Annotated in this window: 19 protein-coding genes; 12 read left to right on the top strand and 7 right to left on the bottom strand. The window is 65.0% G+C overall.

What is annotated here, in order from left to right:
• Nucleotides 1–63 precede the first annotated feature (63 nt).
• The 11 genes from ACYVGK_RS08795 to ACYVGK_RS08745 are packed head-to-tail and all read left to right on the top strand — an operon-like array spanning nucleotide 64 to nucleotide 9,683.
• On the top strand, nucleotides 64–369 hold the full coding sequence (locus ACYVGK_RS08795) for a YerC/YecD family TrpR-related protein (RefSeq protein WP_460732987.1): 306 nt from the start codon (nucleotides 64–66) through the stop codon (nucleotides 367–369).
• Nucleotides 370–376: 7 nt separating this feature from the next.
• Nucleotides 377–1,291, top strand: coding sequence for an ATP phosphoribosyltransferase (gene hisG, locus ACYVGK_RS08790; protein WP_460732986.1), 915 nt, complete (start codon nucleotides 377–379; stop codon nucleotides 1,289–1,291).
• Nucleotides 1,288–2,586 carry a histidinol dehydrogenase gene (hisD, locus tag ACYVGK_RS08785; RefSeq protein WP_460732985.1) on the top strand — a complete coding sequence of 433 codons (1,299 nt, stop codon included), beginning with the start codon at nucleotides 1,288–1,290 and terminating at the stop codon, nucleotides 2,584–2,586. The genes hisG and hisD overlap by 4 nt, the downstream gene beginning before the upstream one ends.
• A complete protein-coding gene (gene hisC / locus ACYVGK_RS08780; RefSeq protein ID WP_460732984.1) occupies nucleotides 2,583–3,671 on the top strand; it encodes a histidinol-phosphate transaminase in 1,089 nt (362 codons plus the stop codon). The genes hisD and hisC overlap by 4 nt, the downstream gene beginning before the upstream one ends.
• Entirely contained in the window at nucleotides 3,668–4,741 is a 1,074-nt protein-coding gene (gene hisB, locus ACYVGK_RS08775; protein ID WP_460732983.1) for a bifunctional histidinol-phosphatase/imidazoleglycerol-phosphate dehydratase HisB, read from the top strand. The genes hisC and hisB overlap by 4 nt, the downstream gene beginning before the upstream one ends.
• Nucleotides 4,741–5,340 (top strand): imidazole glycerol phosphate synthase subunit HisH, encoded by a 600-nt coding sequence (gene hisH, locus ACYVGK_RS08770; protein ID WP_460732982.1) that lies wholly within the window; start codon nucleotides 4,741–4,743, stop codon nucleotides 5,338–5,340. The genes hisB and hisH overlap by 1 nt, the downstream gene beginning before the upstream one ends.
• Nucleotides 5,337–6,083 carry a 1-(5-phosphoribosyl)-5-[(5-phosphoribosylamino)methylideneamino]imidazole-4-carboxamide isomerase gene (gene hisA, locus ACYVGK_RS08765; RefSeq protein ID WP_460732981.1) on the top strand — a complete coding sequence of 249 codons (747 nt, stop codon included), beginning with the start codon at nucleotides 5,337–5,339 and terminating at the stop codon, nucleotides 6,081–6,083. Before hisH ends, hisA begins: the two co-directional genes overlap by 4 nt.
• Nucleotides 6,077–6,853 (top strand): imidazole glycerol phosphate synthase subunit HisF, encoded by a 777-nt coding sequence (gene hisF, locus ACYVGK_RS08760; RefSeq protein WP_460732980.1) that lies wholly within the window; start codon nucleotides 6,077–6,079, stop codon nucleotides 6,851–6,853. The genes hisA and hisF overlap by 7 nt, the downstream gene beginning before the upstream one ends.
• On the top strand, nucleotides 6,843–7,472 hold the full coding sequence (gene hisIE / locus ACYVGK_RS08755) for a bifunctional phosphoribosyl-AMP cyclohydrolase/phosphoribosyl-ATP diphosphatase HisIE (protein WP_460732979.1): 630 nt from the start codon (nucleotides 6,843–6,845) through the stop codon (nucleotides 7,470–7,472). The genes hisF and hisIE overlap by 11 nt, the downstream gene beginning before the upstream one ends.
• A 40-nt stretch (nucleotides 7,473–7,512) precedes the next feature.
• The gene (locus tag ACYVGK_RS08750; protein ID WP_460732978.1) at nucleotides 7,513–9,099 is read left to right on the top strand and encodes a calcineurin-like phosphoesterase C-terminal domain-containing protein; all 1,587 of its coding nucleotides are present in this window, start codon (nucleotides 7,513–7,515) and stop codon (nucleotides 9,097–9,099) included.
• Between the two features lie 11 nt (nucleotides 9,100–9,110).
• Complete coding sequence (locus ACYVGK_RS08745) at nucleotides 9,111–9,683, top strand: YdeI/OmpD-associated family protein (RefSeq protein ID WP_460732977.1); 573 nt, start codon at nucleotides 9,111–9,113, stop codon at nucleotides 9,681–9,683.
• A gap of 52 nt (nucleotides 9,684–9,735) precedes the next feature.
• Here ACYVGK_RS08745 and mtnC read toward each other — a convergent pair whose 3' ends face one another.
• From mtnC to ACYVGK_RS08725, 4 genes are all read right to left on the bottom strand, one after another.
• Entirely contained in the window at nucleotides 9,736–10,437 is a 702-nt protein-coding gene (mtnC, locus tag ACYVGK_RS08740; RefSeq protein ID WP_460732976.1) for an acireductone synthase, read from the bottom strand.
• Between the two features lie 84 nt (nucleotides 10,438–10,521).
• Nucleotides 10,522–11,079: a 1,2-dihydroxy-3-keto-5-methylthiopentene dioxygenase gene (locus ACYVGK_RS08735; protein ID WP_460732975.1), complete on the bottom strand. Its 558-nt coding sequence runs from the start codon at nucleotides 11,077–11,079 to the stop codon at nucleotides 10,522–10,524.
• A 70-nt stretch (nucleotides 11,080–11,149) separates the two neighbouring features.
• Nucleotides 11,150–11,788, bottom strand: coding sequence for a methylthioribulose 1-phosphate dehydratase (locus ACYVGK_RS08730; protein WP_460732974.1), 639 nt, complete (start codon nucleotides 11,786–11,788; stop codon nucleotides 11,150–11,152).
• 103 nt (nucleotides 11,789–11,891) lie between these two features.
• A complete protein-coding gene (locus ACYVGK_RS08725) occupies nucleotides 11,892–13,436 on the bottom strand; it encodes an amino acid permease (RefSeq protein WP_460732973.1) in 1,545 nt (514 codons plus the stop codon).
• Nucleotides 13,437–13,586: 150 nt separating this feature from the next.
• Between ACYVGK_RS08725 and ACYVGK_RS08720 the strand changes: the two genes are divergently transcribed.
• Nucleotides 13,587–14,189 carry an NUDIX hydrolase gene (locus ACYVGK_RS08720; protein WP_460732972.1) on the top strand — a complete coding sequence of 201 codons (603 nt, stop codon included), beginning with the start codon at nucleotides 13,587–13,589 and terminating at the stop codon, nucleotides 14,187–14,189.
• 193 nt (nucleotides 14,190–14,382) lie between these two features.
• On the opposite strand, the gene yeiP is transcribed toward ACYVGK_RS08720, so the two are convergent.
• Genes yeiP through ACYVGK_RS08705 form a run of 3 tightly spaced genes read right to left on the bottom strand, consistent with a single transcriptional unit; the run spans nucleotide 14,383 to nucleotide 16,006 of the window.
• Complete coding sequence (gene yeiP / locus ACYVGK_RS08715; RefSeq protein ID WP_460732971.1) at nucleotides 14,383–14,949, bottom strand: elongation factor P-like protein YeiP; 567 nt, start codon at nucleotides 14,947–14,949, stop codon at nucleotides 14,383–14,385.
• Entirely contained in the window at nucleotides 14,946–15,239 is a 294-nt protein-coding gene (locus ACYVGK_RS08710; protein ID WP_460732970.1) for a hypothetical protein, read from the bottom strand. Before ACYVGK_RS08710 ends, yeiP begins: the two co-directional genes overlap by 4 nt.
• On the bottom strand, nucleotides 15,236–16,006 hold the full coding sequence (locus ACYVGK_RS08705; protein ID WP_460732969.1) for an SDR family NAD(P)-dependent oxidoreductase: 771 nt from the start codon (nucleotides 16,004–16,006) through the stop codon (nucleotides 15,236–15,238). The genes ACYVGK_RS08710 and ACYVGK_RS08705 overlap by 4 nt, the downstream gene beginning before the upstream one ends.
• Between the last annotated feature and the right edge of the window lie 183 nt (nucleotides 16,007–16,189).

Genomic DNA, 16,189 nt, shown 5'->3' with positions numbered 1-16,189 from the left:
GGTGGGTTGACGTCACTCCAGTCCATGGTTAATGTATTAACACGTTAATACATTAAGTACCCCATGAAGCGTCGCCACACCGACAACGACCAGGCCGAAGACGCCCTCGACGATCTCGCCAACGCCTTCCAGCGCCTGGGTACGGCGGCGCAGGTGCGGGCGTTCCTGGAAGACCTGTGCACCCCGGCCGAGCTCGAAGCCATGAGCGACCGCTGGAAAGTCGTCCCGCTGGTGGCCGAAGGGGTGCCGTATCGCGAGGTCCATGACCGCACGCTGGTGAGCGTCACCACCATTGGCCGCGTTGCCCGCACGCTCGAGCGTGGCGCGGGTGGCTATGCAGCAGCGCTCAAACGCCGCACTTCCCGCTGAGAGTCCCATGAGTCCCGTTACCCCTGTCGCCAATCGCGACCGCTTGCGCATCGCCATCCAGAAATCCGGCCGTCTGGCCGACCCCGCCCGTGCCTTGCTCGCCGCTTGCGGGCTGAGCTGGCGCGAGAGCCGCGACCGTCTGTTCTGTTACGGCGAAAGCCTGCCCATCGACCTGCTGCTGGTCCGCGACGACGACATCCCCGGCCTGATCGCCGATGGCGTGTGCGATCTCGGCATCGTCGGTCGCAATGTGCTCACCGAGCAGGACTTGTCGAGTCGCGGCAATGGCGGCGGCGCGCGTTTCCGTGAACTGCAGCCGCTCGGCTTCGGCGGCTGCCGGCTCGACATCGCGGTTCCCGATTCCTGGACCTGGCAAGGTCCGGCCGAGCTGGCCGGCAAGCGCATCGCCACCAGCTACCCGCAGTTGCTTTCGAAGTGGCTGGAAGAGCAGGGGGTCGAAGCCCAGGTGGTACTGCTGTCGGGCTCGGTGGAAATCGCTCCGCGTCTCGGCCAGGCCGATGCCATCTGTGACCTGGTTTCGAGCGGCGCGACGCTGTCCGCCAATCAGCTGAAGCCGGTACTGACCCTGTTGCAGAGCGAGGCCGTGCTCGCGGGCCCGGCCGTCGACTTCGACGACGTGCGCGGCGAGTTGATGGAGCTGCTGCTGCGTCGTCTCGACGGCGCATTGCGCATCCGTCGCAGCAAGCTGCTGATGTTCCAGGCGCCGCGCGAGCTGCTGCCGACGTTGTTGCCGCTGTTGCCCGACGCGGAAGAACCCACGGTGATGCAGATCGATGGCGAAGAACGCCTCGCCTTGCAGGCGCTTTGCCACGGCGCGTTGACCTGGCAGCGCCTCGAAGACCTCAAGCGCGCCGGCGCGCGCGGCCTGATGGTGCTGCCGGTGGAGGGCCTGCTGGCATGAAGCAGGTCGACTGGAATTCGATTGATGGTGCCGCTCGTACGGCACTGCTGCGTCGTCCCGCGCAGGTCACGGCACCGGAGACCTCGGCCGCGGTGGCGGCGATCCTCGAGGCCGTGCGCACCGGCGGCGATGCCGTGTTGCGCGATTACACGCAGCGCTTCGATGGCGCAGCATTGCAGGATTTCGCGGTAACCGAAGCGGAATTCGCGGAAGCCACCGCGGATCTGTCGCCGGCGCTGCGTCTGGCGATCAACGAGGCGGCTGCCCGCATCCGCGACTTCCACAAGGCCGGCATGAGCGCCGAGTTCGAAGTGGAAACCGCGGCGGGGGTGACCTGTGGCCGCATCCTGCGCGCCATCCCGCGCGTGGGCCTGTACGTGCCCGCCGGTTCCGCGCCGCTGCCTTCGACCGCGTTGATGCTCGGCGTTCCCGCCTCGCTGGCCGGATGCGACGACATCGTGTTGTGCACGCCGCCGCGCAAGGACGGCAGTGCCGATCCCGCAGTGCTGTTCGCGGCGCGCTGCTGCGGCATCCGCCGCGTCTTCAAGCTCGGTGGCGCGCAGGCGATCGCGGCCATGGCGTTCGGTACCGAATCGGTGCCGCGTTGCGACAAGTTGTTTGGTCCGGGCAATGCCTTCGTGACCGAAGCCAAGCGCCAGGTATCGATGATGGAAGGCGGCGCCGGCATCGACATGCCTGCAGGTCCCTCCGAAGTACTGGTGATCGCCGATGCGGGCGCGAATCCGGTTTTTGTCGCCGCCGATCTGTTGTCGCAGGCCGAGCACGGTCCGGATTCTCAGGTCGTGCTGATCAGCGACAGCGACACCATGCTCGATGCGGTCGTGATCGAAGTGCAGCGTCAGGTTGAGCTGCTGCCGCGTTCGGCTGTGGCCAAAGTGGCGCTGACTGCGTCATTGGCGATCCGCGTGGATTCGCCAGCGCAGGCGTTCGACATCAGCAACGACTACGCCCCCGAACACTTGATCCTCGCCTTGCGCGATGCCCGTGCCTGGCTGCCGCGCGTGCGCAGTGCGGGCTCGATCTTCCTGGGCGACTGGGCCCCGGAAGCCCTGGGCGACTACTGCAGCGGCACCAACCACGTGCTGCCCACCAGTGGCGCGGCGCGCTGGTGCAGCGGCTTGAGCGTGGCGAGTTTCCAGACTGCAATTACCGTGCAGGAAGTGACCCGCAACGGGCTAAGCGCGATCGGGCCGTGCGCAGTGGAACTCGCTTCCGCCGAAGGCCTCGACGCACACCGCCTTGCGGTGGCGCTGCGACTGGAGGCGGTGGCATGAGCGTGCTCGATCTCGTGCGCGAGGATCTGCGCGACTTCGCCGGATACCGCTCCGCCCGCAGCGACAAGCTGGACGGCGCCATCTGGCTGAACGCCAACGAGTCGCCGTGGGCGAATCCCGCCGACGCTGGTTCGCAGCTGCGTCGCTATCCGGATCCGCAACCGCAGCGGTTGCGTGCGGCATTGGCGAATCTCTATGGCTGCGAGCCGCAGCAGCTGCTGGCCGGGCGCGGCAGCGACGAAGGCATCGATCTGTTGCTACGTGCGTTCTGCCGCCCGGGCAACGACGCCATCGTCGTCACCACGCCGACCTTCGGTATGTACGTGGTTTGCGCACGCCTGCACGGCACTCGCGTCGTGGACGTGCCGCTTGTGGACGGCGCAGATGGCTATGCCTGCGATTTCGCCGCGGTAGGCGCTGCCGTCGAAACGCAGGCGGCGAAGATCGTCTTCCTGTGCTCTCCGGGCAATCCCGGAGGCAATCTGCTGGCGCTGGAAGAAGTGGGGGCGCTCGCCGAGCGTTTGCGCGACCGCGCCATCGTCGTCGTCGACGAGGCTTACATCGAATTTGCCGACGCGCCCTCGGCGGTCTCACTCCTAGCCGCGTACCCGAACATCGTGGTGCTGCGCACCCTGTCCAAGGCTCACGCACTCGCGGCGGCCCGCATCGGCAGTGTCATCGCCAATGCCGATGTGATCGCGGTGCTGCAACGCTGCCAAGCGCCATATCCATTGCCGGCGCCGTGCGTTGAAGCGGCCTTGGCCGCTCTGGCGCTCGACGTACGCAACCAGACCTTCGCACGCGTGCGCAAGACCGTCAGTGAGCGTGCCCGCCTGCAATCGGCCCTGGCCGGATTGCCCGCGGTGCGTCGAGTGATTCCTTCAGCGGCCAACTTCGTGCTGGTCCGCTTCACCCAGACGCAAGCCGTCTTCCAAGCGCTGCTCGCTGCTGGCGTCGTCGTGCGCGACGCACGTGCCATGCCCGGCCTCGGCGACGCGCTGCGCATCACCATTGGCAAACCCGAGGAAAACGATCGCGTGCTCGAAGTCGTCGCTTCATTGTCTTTGGCGGGAGTAGTCGCATGAGCGCGATCCTCTTCGTCGATCGCGATGGCACTCTGATCGAGGAGCCGGCCGATTTCCAGATCGACCGCTTCGACAAGCTGCGCTTCGTGCCGGGAGTGATCCCGGCGATGCTGAAGCTGCGCGAAGCCGGCTACGAATTCGTCATGGTGACCAACCAGGACGGCCTCGGTACCGAGGCCTTCCCGAAGGCCGACTTCGATGGCCCGCACGATTTGATGATGCGGGTGTTCGAAAGTCAGGGAATCGTGTTCCGCGACGTGCTGATTGACAGCAGCTTTCCCGCTGACAACGCACCCACGCGCAAGCCAGGGCTCGGCCTGATGCAGGGCTACCTGCGCGATCGCAGCATCGACTGGTCGCGTTGCGCCATGATCGGCGACCGCGAGACCGACGTGGTTTTCGCGCGCAATCTGGGGGTGCGTGCCTTCCAGCTGAAGACCGCGCAATTCGGCGGCGACTGGGACTGGCCAGCGATCGCGCACGAGTTGGTCTCCGCGCCGCGCGTGGCAACGGTCGAGCGCAACACCCGCGAAACCCGGATCCAGGTGCGCGTCGATCTCGATCGTGCGGTCGATCCGCGCGCATCGACCGGGTTGGGGTTTTTCGACCACATGCTGGAACAGCTGGGCAAGCACGGCGGCTTCGCCCTGGAGCTGCGCTGCGAAGGCGATCTGCACATCGACGAGCACCACACTGTCGAGGATTGCGGCCTGGCGCTCGGTCAGGCATTGAAGCTGGCGTTGGGCGACAAGCGCGGGATCGGTCGTTACGGCTTCACACTGCCGATGGACGAGTCGCTCGCGTCTGCTGCGCTGGATTTCTCGGGACGCCCGTACTTCGTGTTCGAAGGCGGCTTCCTGCGCGAGCGCATCGGCGAGCTGCCGACCGAGCTGGTGCCGCACTTCTTCCGCTCGCTGTGCGAGGCGGCGGGCCTCAATCTGCACCTTAAAGTGGAAGGCGAGAACGATCACCACAAGGTCGAGGCGTGTTTCAAGGTCGTCGCGCGGGCGCTGCGCCAGGCGATCCGCCGCGAAGGCTCGGCGCTGCCCAGCACCAAGGGCGTGCTGTAGTGGAAGTCGTTCTGATCGATTCGGGCGGCGCGAACATCGGCTCCGTGCAGTACGCCCTGGAGCGGCTCGGTGCGCGCTCGCAACTCACCGCCGATGCGGCAGCGATTGCGCGCGCGGACCGCGTGATCCTGCCGGGCGTGGGCGCAGCAGGTGCAGGCATGGCGCGGCTGCGCGAACTCGGGCTGGTGGAAGTGGTTCGCGGACTCTCGCAGCCGCTGCTGGGCATCTGTCTGGGCATGCAGCTGTTGTTCGACCGTTCCGAGGAAAACGAAACGGAGTGCCTGGGCCTGATTCCGGGAGCCGTGCGCAAGCTGACCGGAGGCGAGGGCATCCGCGTGCCGCACATGGGCTGGAATGCGTTGCAACCCGAACGCGACGATCCGCTGCTGGCTGGAATGTCTTCCGGTGAACAGGCCTATTTCGTCCACAGCTATGCGGCCCCGGTCGGCGCCTACACGCTGGCATCGACCACGCATGGCGAAGCGTTCTCCGCCATCGTTCGTCGTGACCGTTGCTGGGGTGCGCAATTCCACCCCGAACGGTCCGCCACCGTGGGTGCGCGCCTGCTTGAGAATTTCCTGTCGGAGCGCCTCGCATGAGCGGCTTCACGCTGTTTCCCGCCATCGATGTGCGCGAGGGGCGCGTGGTGCGGTTGCGCCAGGGCGATTACGCCCAGGAAACCCGTTATGCCGACGATCCGCTGACGCTGGCCAAGCGCTACGCCGCCGACGGCGCGACCTGGCTGCATCTGGTAGATCTCGATGCGGCGCGCGAAGGCGGCTACACGCTGGCGCCGCTACTCGCATCGATCAAGACCGAAACTGGGTTACGCGTGCAGACGGGTGGCGGCGTTCGCAGCGGCGACGACGTGACACGGATGCTCGACGCGGGCGCGGATCGTGTGGTCGTCGGCTCGCTGGCCGTGCGCGAGCCGAAAACGGTAGCCGCGTGGCTGGACACGCATGGTGCGACGCGCATCACCGTCGCGCTCGATGCCCGCAAGCGCGACGGCTATTGGCAGTTGCCCACCGCGGGCTGGACTCAGGACAGCGGAGTGCGGCTGGACGAACTCGTCGCGTTCTACGCCCAGTCCGGCCTGAGCCACCTGCTGTGCACCGACATCGATCGCGACGGCATGTTGTCGGGGCCGAACCTCTCGCTGTATCGCGACATCGTTGCGATTGCTCCGACGCTGCAGCTGCAGGCCTCGGGTGGCGTGCGCGAAATCCAGGACATCGCAGACGCACGCGACGCCGGTTGTAGCGGCGCCGTGCTGGGCAAGGCGCTGCTGGATGGCCGCTTCGATCTGGCACCGGCTTTGCGCGAGGAACGTCCATGCTGAGCCGCCGCATCATTCCTTGCCTGGACGTGCGCGACGGACGCGTCGTCAAAGGCGTGCGCTTCCGCGATCACGTCGACATGGGCGACATCCTCGATCTCGCATTGCGCTATCGCGATGAAGGCGCGGACGAACTGGTGTTCTACGACATCACTGCCAGCCCGGAAGGCCGTAGCGCCGACTGCGGATGGGTGGAGCGCGTCGCCCGGGTCATCGACATTCCGTTCTGCGTCGCCGGTGGCATCCGTAGCGTCGACGACGCGCGTGTGCTGCTGTACGCCGGCGCAGACAAGGTGTCGATCAATACCCCGGCGCTGGAGCGGCCCGAGCTCATCGGCGAACTGGCCGAGGCCTTCGGTGTGCAGTGCGTGGTCGTCGGAATCGACAGCCTGCGCGACGAAGACGGGGAGTGGCGCGTGCGTCGCTATACCGGCGATCCGTCGCGCACGCAGGCCATGATGAAACGAACTCTCGATTGGGTAATGGAAGCCCAGCAGCGGGGCGCGGGCGAGATCGTCCTCAACTGCATGGGCAGCGATGGTGTGCGCTGTGGCTACGATCTGGCCCAGCTGCGCGCAGTGCGTGCCATTTGCCGGGTCCCCTTGGTCGCTTCGGGCGGGGCCGGTGATGCCGCGCATTTCGCCGAAGTATTCCGAGAAGCCGACGTGGATGGCGCACTCGCGGCTTCGGTATTCCACTCCGGTGCGGTGCCCATTCCCCAGTTGAAGCGATACCTGCGCGAGCAGGGTGTGGAGGTGCGCGATGCAGCGTGATGCGATCGACCTGCAGATCGATTCGCTGGCCTGGGATAAGCAGGATGGCCTGTTGCCCGCCATAGTGCAGGACGCTTCGACGCTGCGCGTGCTCATGCTCGGCTACATGGACCGCGCGGCACTGGAAGCGACGCTCGCTACCGGCAACGTCACCTTCTTCAGTCGCAGCAAGCAGCGGTTGTGGACCAAGGGAGAGCAGTCCGGCCACTTCCTGCAACTTGTTCGGATCGAAACCGACTGCGACAGCGACACGCTGCTCGTGCAGGCGCACCCACAGGGGCCGACTTGCCACCTGCAACGCGAAAGCTGCTTCCCTGACGCGCCAGGCGACTTCCTGTCCGAGCTGGGAGCCTTGGTCGCGGAACGTGAGCGCGAGCGTCCGGAGGGCAGCTATACGACACGGCTGTTCGATGCCGGCGTGCGTTCCATCGCGCAGAAGGTCGGCGAAGAAGGCGTGGAAACCGCACTGGCGGCGGTCGCGCAGTCGGATGATGAACTGACCGGCGAGGCCGCAGACCTGCTGTACCACCTGCTGGTGTTGTTGCGGGCGCGAGGCCTCGGCCTGGATGAGGTGAAGACGGTCCTCCAGGCACGGCACAAGCTTCCCGCCCGTTCGTAACCGTTGTCTCGCATAATCGCGTGCGACCCGAGGAGGCCGCATGCGATCGCTACTTGTCCTGACCCTGCTGACGATGGCCGCCCCGGCCTGGGCGCAATCGGCATGCAACGCCGGCGTCGTGTTCGCGGACCGCAATGGCAACACGCAACGCGATCGCGGCGAGCAGGGACTCGCTGGAATCAAGGTCTCAGACGGTACGCAGATCGTCGTCACCGACCGCGAGGGGCGCTATTCGTTGCCCGTGGTCGACGGCCGCACCGTGTTCGTCATCAAACCCGCCGGCTATCGCGTCCCGTTGCGCGCGGATGGCATGCCGGATTTCTGGCGGCACCTGCGCATCCAGCCGGGGCCGGCGCTCAAGTACGGCGGTATTCCCGTGCAGGCTGCCGCCTGCCGTGATTTCGCCCTGCAGTCACAACCGTCGCAGAAGTCGGGCGATCTGGACGTGCTGGTACTTACCGATCCGCAGACGAAATCGCTGGTCGACGTGGGCTATTACCAGCGCGACGTGATCGCATCGATCAAAGCCATGCACGCGCCAACCGATCTCGGCATCAGCCTGGGTGACATCGCGCATGATGATTTGTCGCTCTACGCCGCACTCAACCGCGTGACCTCGACGCTCGGCGTGCCCTGGCTGCACGTCGCGGGCAATCACGATCTCGACTTCGATGCGCCGCGCGATGAAGACTCGCTGCTGACCTTCCGCAACACCTACGGCCCCGACACCTTTGCTTGGGAGGAAGCGCAGGCGGTGTTCATCGGCCTGGATGATGTGATCTACCGGCCCAGGCCGGAAGGCGGCTATATCGGCGGGCTGCGTGAAGATCAATTCGCTTTCCTCACCAGCTATCTGTCCACCGTGCCGAAGCACAAGCGCGTCGTGATCGGCGTGCACATTCCGTTCTTCGATGCCGCGCCGGGCAAGGAAACCTTCCGCCATGCGGATCGCGAGCGATTGTTTTCGATGCTGAAGGATTTCCCAGACGTGCTGTTGCTGAGCGGCCATAGCCACGCGCAGCGCCATGTCTTCCACGATGCGGCTTCGGGCTGGCACGGTGCCAGGCCATTGCATGAGTACAACGTTGGCGCCGCCTGCGGCGCGTTCTGGTCGGGAGTGAAGGATGCGCAGGGAATTCCCGATACGACCATGGCGGATGGCACGCCGAACGGCTTCGCGACCTTGCAGATTGCTTGGGACAGGTCTTATCGCCTCACCTGGCACCCGGCGCGCGACATCGATGCGCAGATCGCCTTGCATGCGCCGAAGGTGCTACGCCGCGGCTCGTGGCCCGGCACCGGCGTCTACGCCAATGTCTTCATGGGGCACGACGACACTCGTGTGGAGTTCCGGATCGATGAGGGCGAGTGGAAGCCGATGCAGCGCGTCGTGCAGCCCGACCCGCGCGTGGTGGAAGAGAACCTGCGCGACGATGCGGTCGCGGTCCTGCGCGGTTACGACCGCCTGCCGGAAGCCGCGCCCTCGATGCATCTGTGGCGCGGAACCTTACCGACGCAGCTGGAAGCCGGTGAACACCACGTGCGGGTCCGCGCGTTCGGTGTCGTTCCCGGGCATGTGGCCGAACAGGAAGCGACGTCGTATCGCCTGGTCGAGGGCACGCCGTGATGGCTCAAAGCTTGGCTAAAGAATTGCCCGTCAAACTGTTCCGGACGCAGGCGGCTTGGGAAAAATGGCTGGCTACCCACGCTGACGCCGCAGGCGTGTGGGTGCAGATAGCGAAGAAAGATGGCGGCGAAACCAGTGTCAGCCAGAACGAGGCGATCGAGGGCGCGCTGTGCCACGGCTGGATCGACGGGCAGAAGCGCGCCATGGACGAGAAGTTCTACATGCTGCGCTTCACACCGCGTCGGCCGCGCAGCGTGTGGTCCAGGATCAATATCGCCAAGGTCGAACAATTGATCGCGGACGGACGGATGCAACCTGCCGGTCAGCGAGAAGTCGACGCGGCGAAGCGGGATGGGCGCTGGGAAGCCGCCTATGAAGGCTCAAGCCGGATGGAAGTCCCGCAGGAATTGGCTGACGCCCTCGCAGCCAATGCGGGAGCGTGCCGCTTCTTCGATCAACTCGACAGAACCAACCGCTACGCCTTCTGCTGGCGGGTGCAGACCGCCAAGAAGGCCGAGACGCGGCGGGCGCGCGCAGAGAAGTTTGTGGCGATGATGGCGCGGGGCGAAAAGATCCACGGCTAGCAGCGCCCCGAGCGCAGCGATTGCGCTGCCGCTACGTTCGGAATGACACCAGTCAGCCGGCGAGTGCGACGTCCGCGAAGGATTCCACGCGTGCATGGCCATGTGCGGCGTCGCCGGTGCGCGGCTGCGGGTAATCCTGATGGCGGTCGATCAGCACCGTCGCCAGTCCGGCTTCGCGGGCCGCATCCAGCTCCTCCACCACATCGGACAGGAACAGGATTTCGGAGGGAGCGATGTCGATCGCTTCGGCGATGCGGCGATAACTGCCGGCTTCGCGCTTGCCACCTATTTCCGTATCGAACCAGCCCGAGAACAGCGGCGTTAGGTCGCCCGCATCGCTATGCCCGAAGAACAGGCGCTGAGCGGGCACGCTGCCGGAGGAATACACGTACAGCGGCAACCCGGATTCCTTCCACGCATTGAGCGCCGGTGCGGCATCGGGATAGATGTGCGCGGTGAAATCGACGCTGCGGTAGCCATCCGCCCAGACCATGCCCTGCAGGGCCTTCAGCGCGGTGTGCTTGCGGTCTTCGTCGATCCAGCCCTGCAGGACCTCGACGACCATGTTGTCGTCGCACATGCCGCCGCACTCGGTAGCGACCGCATCGAGCCAGCGACGCACATCCGGCTCCTGGCCGCGTGCGGCGACAAAGGCGGGGAGGGCGCGGCGCGCGTAAGGGAACAGCACGTCCTTGACGAAGGAAATGCTGCTGGTGGTGCCTTCGATGTCGGTGAGGATGGCGCGGATGGTCATGGGTTGCTGCTCTTGCTCGTCATCCCGGCGGATGCCGGGATCCAGCTGTTGTTCTCGTGGTTCGAAAGGTCGGTCGGGGAGGATTCAACCCGCGGCGCCGCGCTCATAACGCGGGAAACGCTGCGCGATATCAGTGCCCGTGAAATGCCCGACCCAGCCATCCGGCTCGGTGAAGAACCGGATCGCGACGAAGCTCGGCTCCGGTCCCATGTCGAACCAGTGCAATGCGCTGTCCGGTACCGAGATCAGGTCGCCCTGTTCGCAACGGATCTCATAGACCTTTTCGCCGACGTGCAGGGTGAACAGGCCCGAGCCCGCGACGAAGAAGCGTACTTCGTCTTCCTTGTGGAAGTGCTCGTCGAGGAACTTCGCGCGCATCGCTTCTTTCTGCGGGTTGTCGGGCGCGATGCTGACCACGTCCACGGTCTTGAAGCCGCGATCGGCAATCAGACGGTCGATGTCGCTGCGATAGGCGTCGAGGATGATGTCGGGCGCGTCGCCCGGCTTGATCGGCTTGCCGGCAATCCATTGTTCGAAGCCGACATTGATCTTCGCCAGCTCGCGGGCCATTTCGGCCTGCTCGTGGGCGACCAGCAGCGGATCGTTGGGGTTGTCTTCGGCAAAGATTCTCAGGCGGCTCATGGTGCGTTTTCCTGATTGATTCCGTAGGCCGGTCTGGAACCGGCACCGGGGATTAGGGGCGTGGCCTGCCTTACGAGCGCAGGCGGCGCAGGTCCAGCTCGCAGCCCAGCAGGAACTCGAAGGCTTCCAGGTGCCGGCGTGCCTCGGCCATGTCCTTGCCCCAGGCGTAGAGGCCGTGCCCGTCGATCAGGTAGCCCCACATCGACTGCTTGTCGAGGAGGGCATCGACCTGTGCAGCCAGCGTGTGCATGTCCTGGGTGTTGGCGAAGACCGGAATGTCCATTTCCACGTCATGCGTGGTGGTGCCGCTGAAGGCTTTCAGCAGCTCGTAGCCTTCCAGGTGCATGTGCCCGATGCCGGCGTACAGCCGCGAAGCTACGGTCTGGTTGTGCGAATGGGTGTGCAGCACGCAGCCGATCTGCGGGAAGCGCTTGTACAGCTGGGTGTGCAGCAGGGTTTCGGCCGAGGACTTCTGGTCGGTCGCGACCGGATTGCCCTCCAGGTCGACCACCATGATGTCGGCTTCGGTCAGCTTGCCCTTGTCGCGCCCGGACACCGTGATCGCGACGTTCTGGCCGTCCATGCGGCGGGAGAAGTTGCTGCTGGTCGCCGGGGTCCAGCCGCGCGCGGACAGCTCGCGCACGTTGACGATGATTTCCATGGCGCACTGCGCCAGGCGGGCGGGGTCGTAGGGAAGGGCCGAATTCATGCTGCAAATTGTACCAACCCCGCTGCGGCGCCCCACACCACCGGCGCATAACGAAAGAGCCCGGCCGGGGCCGGGCTCTTTCTTGCGGTTCCGCAATCGATCCTTACGGGCCGGTGCTCGGACCTTCGTGCACCAGCGGATCGGCCGGCAGCTTGTCGGACAGACCATGCAGCAGGTGCTCGTTGCCCGGGGCCAGATGGCTGCGACGACGTGCATACAGGAAGTACACGAGAAGACCGACGATCGCCCAGAAGACGAAGAACTTGATCGTAGGATTCCAGCCGAGGCTGAAGAACAGCAAGGCACAACCGCCCAACGCCAACGGACCGACGATCCACACCAGCGGCGTCCTGAAAGGACGCGGACGGTTCGGCTCGGTCTTGCGCAGCACCAACACGCCAATGGCGACGGCTGCGAAGGCGAACAGGGTGCCGGCATTGGAAATGTCGGCCAGGATGTCGACCGGAAACAGCGCCGCGAAGAATGCCACGAAGATGCCGGTGATCCAGGTGATCACGTGCGGGGTGTGGAACTTCGGATGCACCTCGGACAGCTTGTCCGGCAAGAGACCGTCGCGCGACATGGTGAACAGAATGCGGGTCTGGCCGAACATCATCATCAGCACCACCGACGGCAGCGCCAGGATTGCGGCGAAGCCGACCAGGTCACCAACCAGCGGGTGGCCGATTTGGCGCAGCACGAAGGCCAGGGGTTCCTTGCTTTCCGACAGCGGGCCGCCCGGTTGCGCACCCATCGAGCCGACTGCGGTGTAGGCAACCAGCAAGTAGATGATGGTGCAGATGGCAAGCGAACCGATCAGACCAATGGGGATGTTGCGGTTCGGATTCTTGGTTTCCTCGGCAGCCGTCGATACCGCATCGAAGCCGACGTAGGCGAAGAAGATCGAAGCAGCCGCGCCGAGAACGCCAACGCCGGACAGCGGGGTGCCCCAGCCGTTAGGCAGCATCGGTACGAAATTCGTACCCTGGACCTTCGGGAAGGCCAGTGCGATGAAGGCTATCAGCGCCACGATCTTGATCATCACCAGTACGGCGGTGACCTTGGCCGACTTCGAGGTACCGGCGACAAGCAGCCCGGTCACGGCGAACGCAAGCAAGAAAGCGATCAGGTTGAAGCCGCCCTTGTGCGCGACACCATCGACCAGATGCACTACGTCGCCCCGATCCTTCACGTGTTCGATCCAGAACGGACCGGCGGTAAAGAAGTCGGGCAATCCCAGCCCATGTTGGGCCAGGAAGCCGTTGGCATAGCCTGACCACCCCACGGAAACCGCGCCTGCCGCCACCGCGTATTCCAGGATGAGCGCCCAGCCGACCATCCAGGCGATCAGTTCGCCCAGCACGGCATAGGAATAGGTGTATGCGGAACCCGAGACCGGCACCATGGCCGCGATCTCGGAATAGATCAGTGCGGTCAGCGCACAGACGATGCCGGCGATGATGAAGGAATACATCATGCCCGGGCCGGCCTTGTTGGCCGCCACGGCGGTCAGCACGAAGATGCCCGTACCGATGACTGCACCGATGCCGAGCATCGTGAGATCGAAAGCGCCAAGCTGGCGCGTCAAAGAGCGCTTGCCGGCGGTCTCAAGAATCAGATCCAGCGGTTTCCTGCGTTGAAACAGCATTACGTTCTCCCCAAAACGGATTGACCAGACGCCACGGTTTGCCGCTTGGGGCGATACGTGAGCCGGCGGCACCATACCCTGCGGCGCAGCAACGGCACAAGCCGGGATCGGCAAAGGCGATAATCGCCGCCCCCTGCAGACTTGCTACTCATGAACCACCACGCCGCCTCGAACACCGCACTGTCCGGAATTGACGCACTGCATCATGCGCTGCGGGATTACGCCGCGCGATGGCCCGCGGAGGCGGCGGTCGTGGATTTGTTTGGCGGCTTGCTGGATGAGGACGGCACAGCTGATCCGTTCAGCCGCGAGCGACTGGCCGGACACTTCACCGCGTCGTCCTGGCTGGTGGATCGCGCAGACGCCCGCGTGTTGCTCACGCACCATCGCAAGCTGGATCGTTGGTTGCAGTTGGGCGGACACGCCGATGGCGATCGCGATCTCGCGCGGGTGGCATTGCGCGAAGCGGAAGAAGAATCAGGGCTGGATGAACTGTCGGTAGAACCCGCGATCTTCGATCTGGATCGCCATTGGATTCCCGAACGCGGCGACGTCCCGGGGCACTGGCACTACGACGTGCGCTACATCGTGCGTGCCGGCGACAACGAGACCTACGCGGTCAGCGACGAGTCGCACGATCTGGCCTGGCGCGAGATCAATGAGATTGCGGCCGATGCGGAACTCGATCCGTCGCTGAGGCGGATGGCGGAGAAGTGGCTGGCGTTGAGCAAACTTGCCGGCCTGGCTTCTTGAACTCGTCATCCCGGCGAACGCCGGGATCCAGCCTTTGATCTAGTTCTTGCTCGCTTCGTCAACCATCAGAAGCTGGATCCCGGCGTTCGCCGGGATGACGAAATAAGACGAACAAAAAGGCAGTACCACGAAATCAGAAAGGCCAGGCTGGTTTGCAGCCTGGCCTTCGCTTTTGAAGCACTTTGCGAACCGATCAGTCCGCGCGTCCAGCGAACTCGCCGGTAGTGGTATTCACCAGCACCTTTTCGCCAGTACCGATGTACTCCGGAACCATGATCTCGATGCCGGTCGACAGCTTGGCCGGCTTGGGGCGCTTGGTGGCGGTGCCGCCCTTGAGTTCCGGCGGCGTTTCGATCACTTCGATCGCCACGTTCTGCGGTAGCTGCAGCGCGACCGGCTGGTCGTCGATGATCTGCACGTAGCAGCCGCTGAGTTCATCGACGATGTAGCCCGCGGCGTCGCCAACGACGTCAGCGTCGAGCGTGTACGACGTGTAGTCCTCGTCATCGAGGAACACGAACGCGTCGCCATCCTTGTACGAGAACGTCGCCTGGCGACGGCTCAATTCGACTTCCTTGAGCTCGTCTTCCGCGCCCATGCTGACGTCGAGCTTCACGCCGCCCGGCACGCTGTACATGGTGAAGCGATACTTCACGTTGCCGCCACGGCCCTGCGGCGAGCTGCGTTCGATGTCGCGGATCTGGTAGACGCCGTTGTTATGTTCGACAACGTTGCCTTTCTTTACGTCGTAAGCCTTCATGAAATTCGATCGGATGTGAGGGAAAGGAAGATGCGTTCGTTGACCCACCAGGTCAGTGTGGCCCAGAGCAGTCCACCGACAGCGCATAGCGACAAGTCGAGGCCGAGCAGCATGGGCAGGCGCGGATGAGCCAGGCCCAGCTTGAGCGTGGCCATGGTCCCCATGGCGACGGCCAAGAGACCGCCCCAGCCCAGCAAGCCACGCAGCAGCAGGAACCGTGCGAAACCGCGGGCCCGGATTGCGGGCCAGCGTTCGCGAATCCAGCGTTCGGCGCGCGAACCCGTGGTCACTTCGGAGCCAGGCGGGTAGCGCCATCCAGACGGATGGTTTCGCCGTTGAGGTAAGTGTTGCCCAGGATGTAGGCGACCAGGTCGGCGAATTCTTCCGGACGGCCCAGGCGCGACGGGAACGGGATGGTCGCGGCCAGCGACTGCTGCACCGATTCCGGCATGCCATCGACCATCGGCGTCCAGAACACGCCCGGCGCGACCGTCATGACGCGGATGCCGAAGCGGGCGAGTTCGCGCGCCATCGGCAGGGTCATGCCGACCACGCCGCCCTTGCTCGCCGAATACGCGGCCTGGCCGATCTGGCCTTCGTAAGCGGCCACCGATGCCGTATTCACGATCACACCGCGCTCGCCATCTTCACCGGCTTCGTTGTTCTGCATCACCTGGGCCGCCGCCTTGGCGACGTTGAAGCTGCCGACCAGGTTGACCATTACCGTGGTCTGGAACTGCGACAGCGGCATCGGTCCTTCCTTGCCGAGCACGCGGCCGGCGCCGAGGATGCCGGCGCAGTTGATCGCGGCGTTGAGGCCGCCGAGGAATTCCTTCGCCGCATCGACGTTCGCCGTGACGCCGGCTTCGTTGCTCACATCCGTCTTGAAGTAGCGCGCATTGGCCTCGCCCAGTTCCGCGACGGCGGCGGCACCCTTCTCGTCATTCACATCGAATAGCGCGACCTTCGCGCCATTGGCGACGAGATGCTGGGCTACGGCCAGGCCGAGGCCAGAGACGCCGCCGGTGACGATGGCGCGGACGGTGTTGAGCTGCATGGGAGGGTCCTGAGAGGGCGAAAGTCCGGAATTTTACCCGGGGGCGCGCTTCTTTTGCCCCGGCGGCCGTTTCCGGCGGGGTGCCGGCGATTGAAGGGACTTGTAGAGCGGAGCTTGCTCCGCTGTTCTTGGGGTCACTTTAGTAGCGCCGGGCCTGCCCGGCGCGCCGTTCGCGGCGAGCGC

Source organism: Lysobacter tyrosinilyticus (assembly GCF_054779815.1).
Note: the sequence above shows the minus strand (reverse complement) of the source record. Positions and strands in the feature narration are given on the sequence as shown.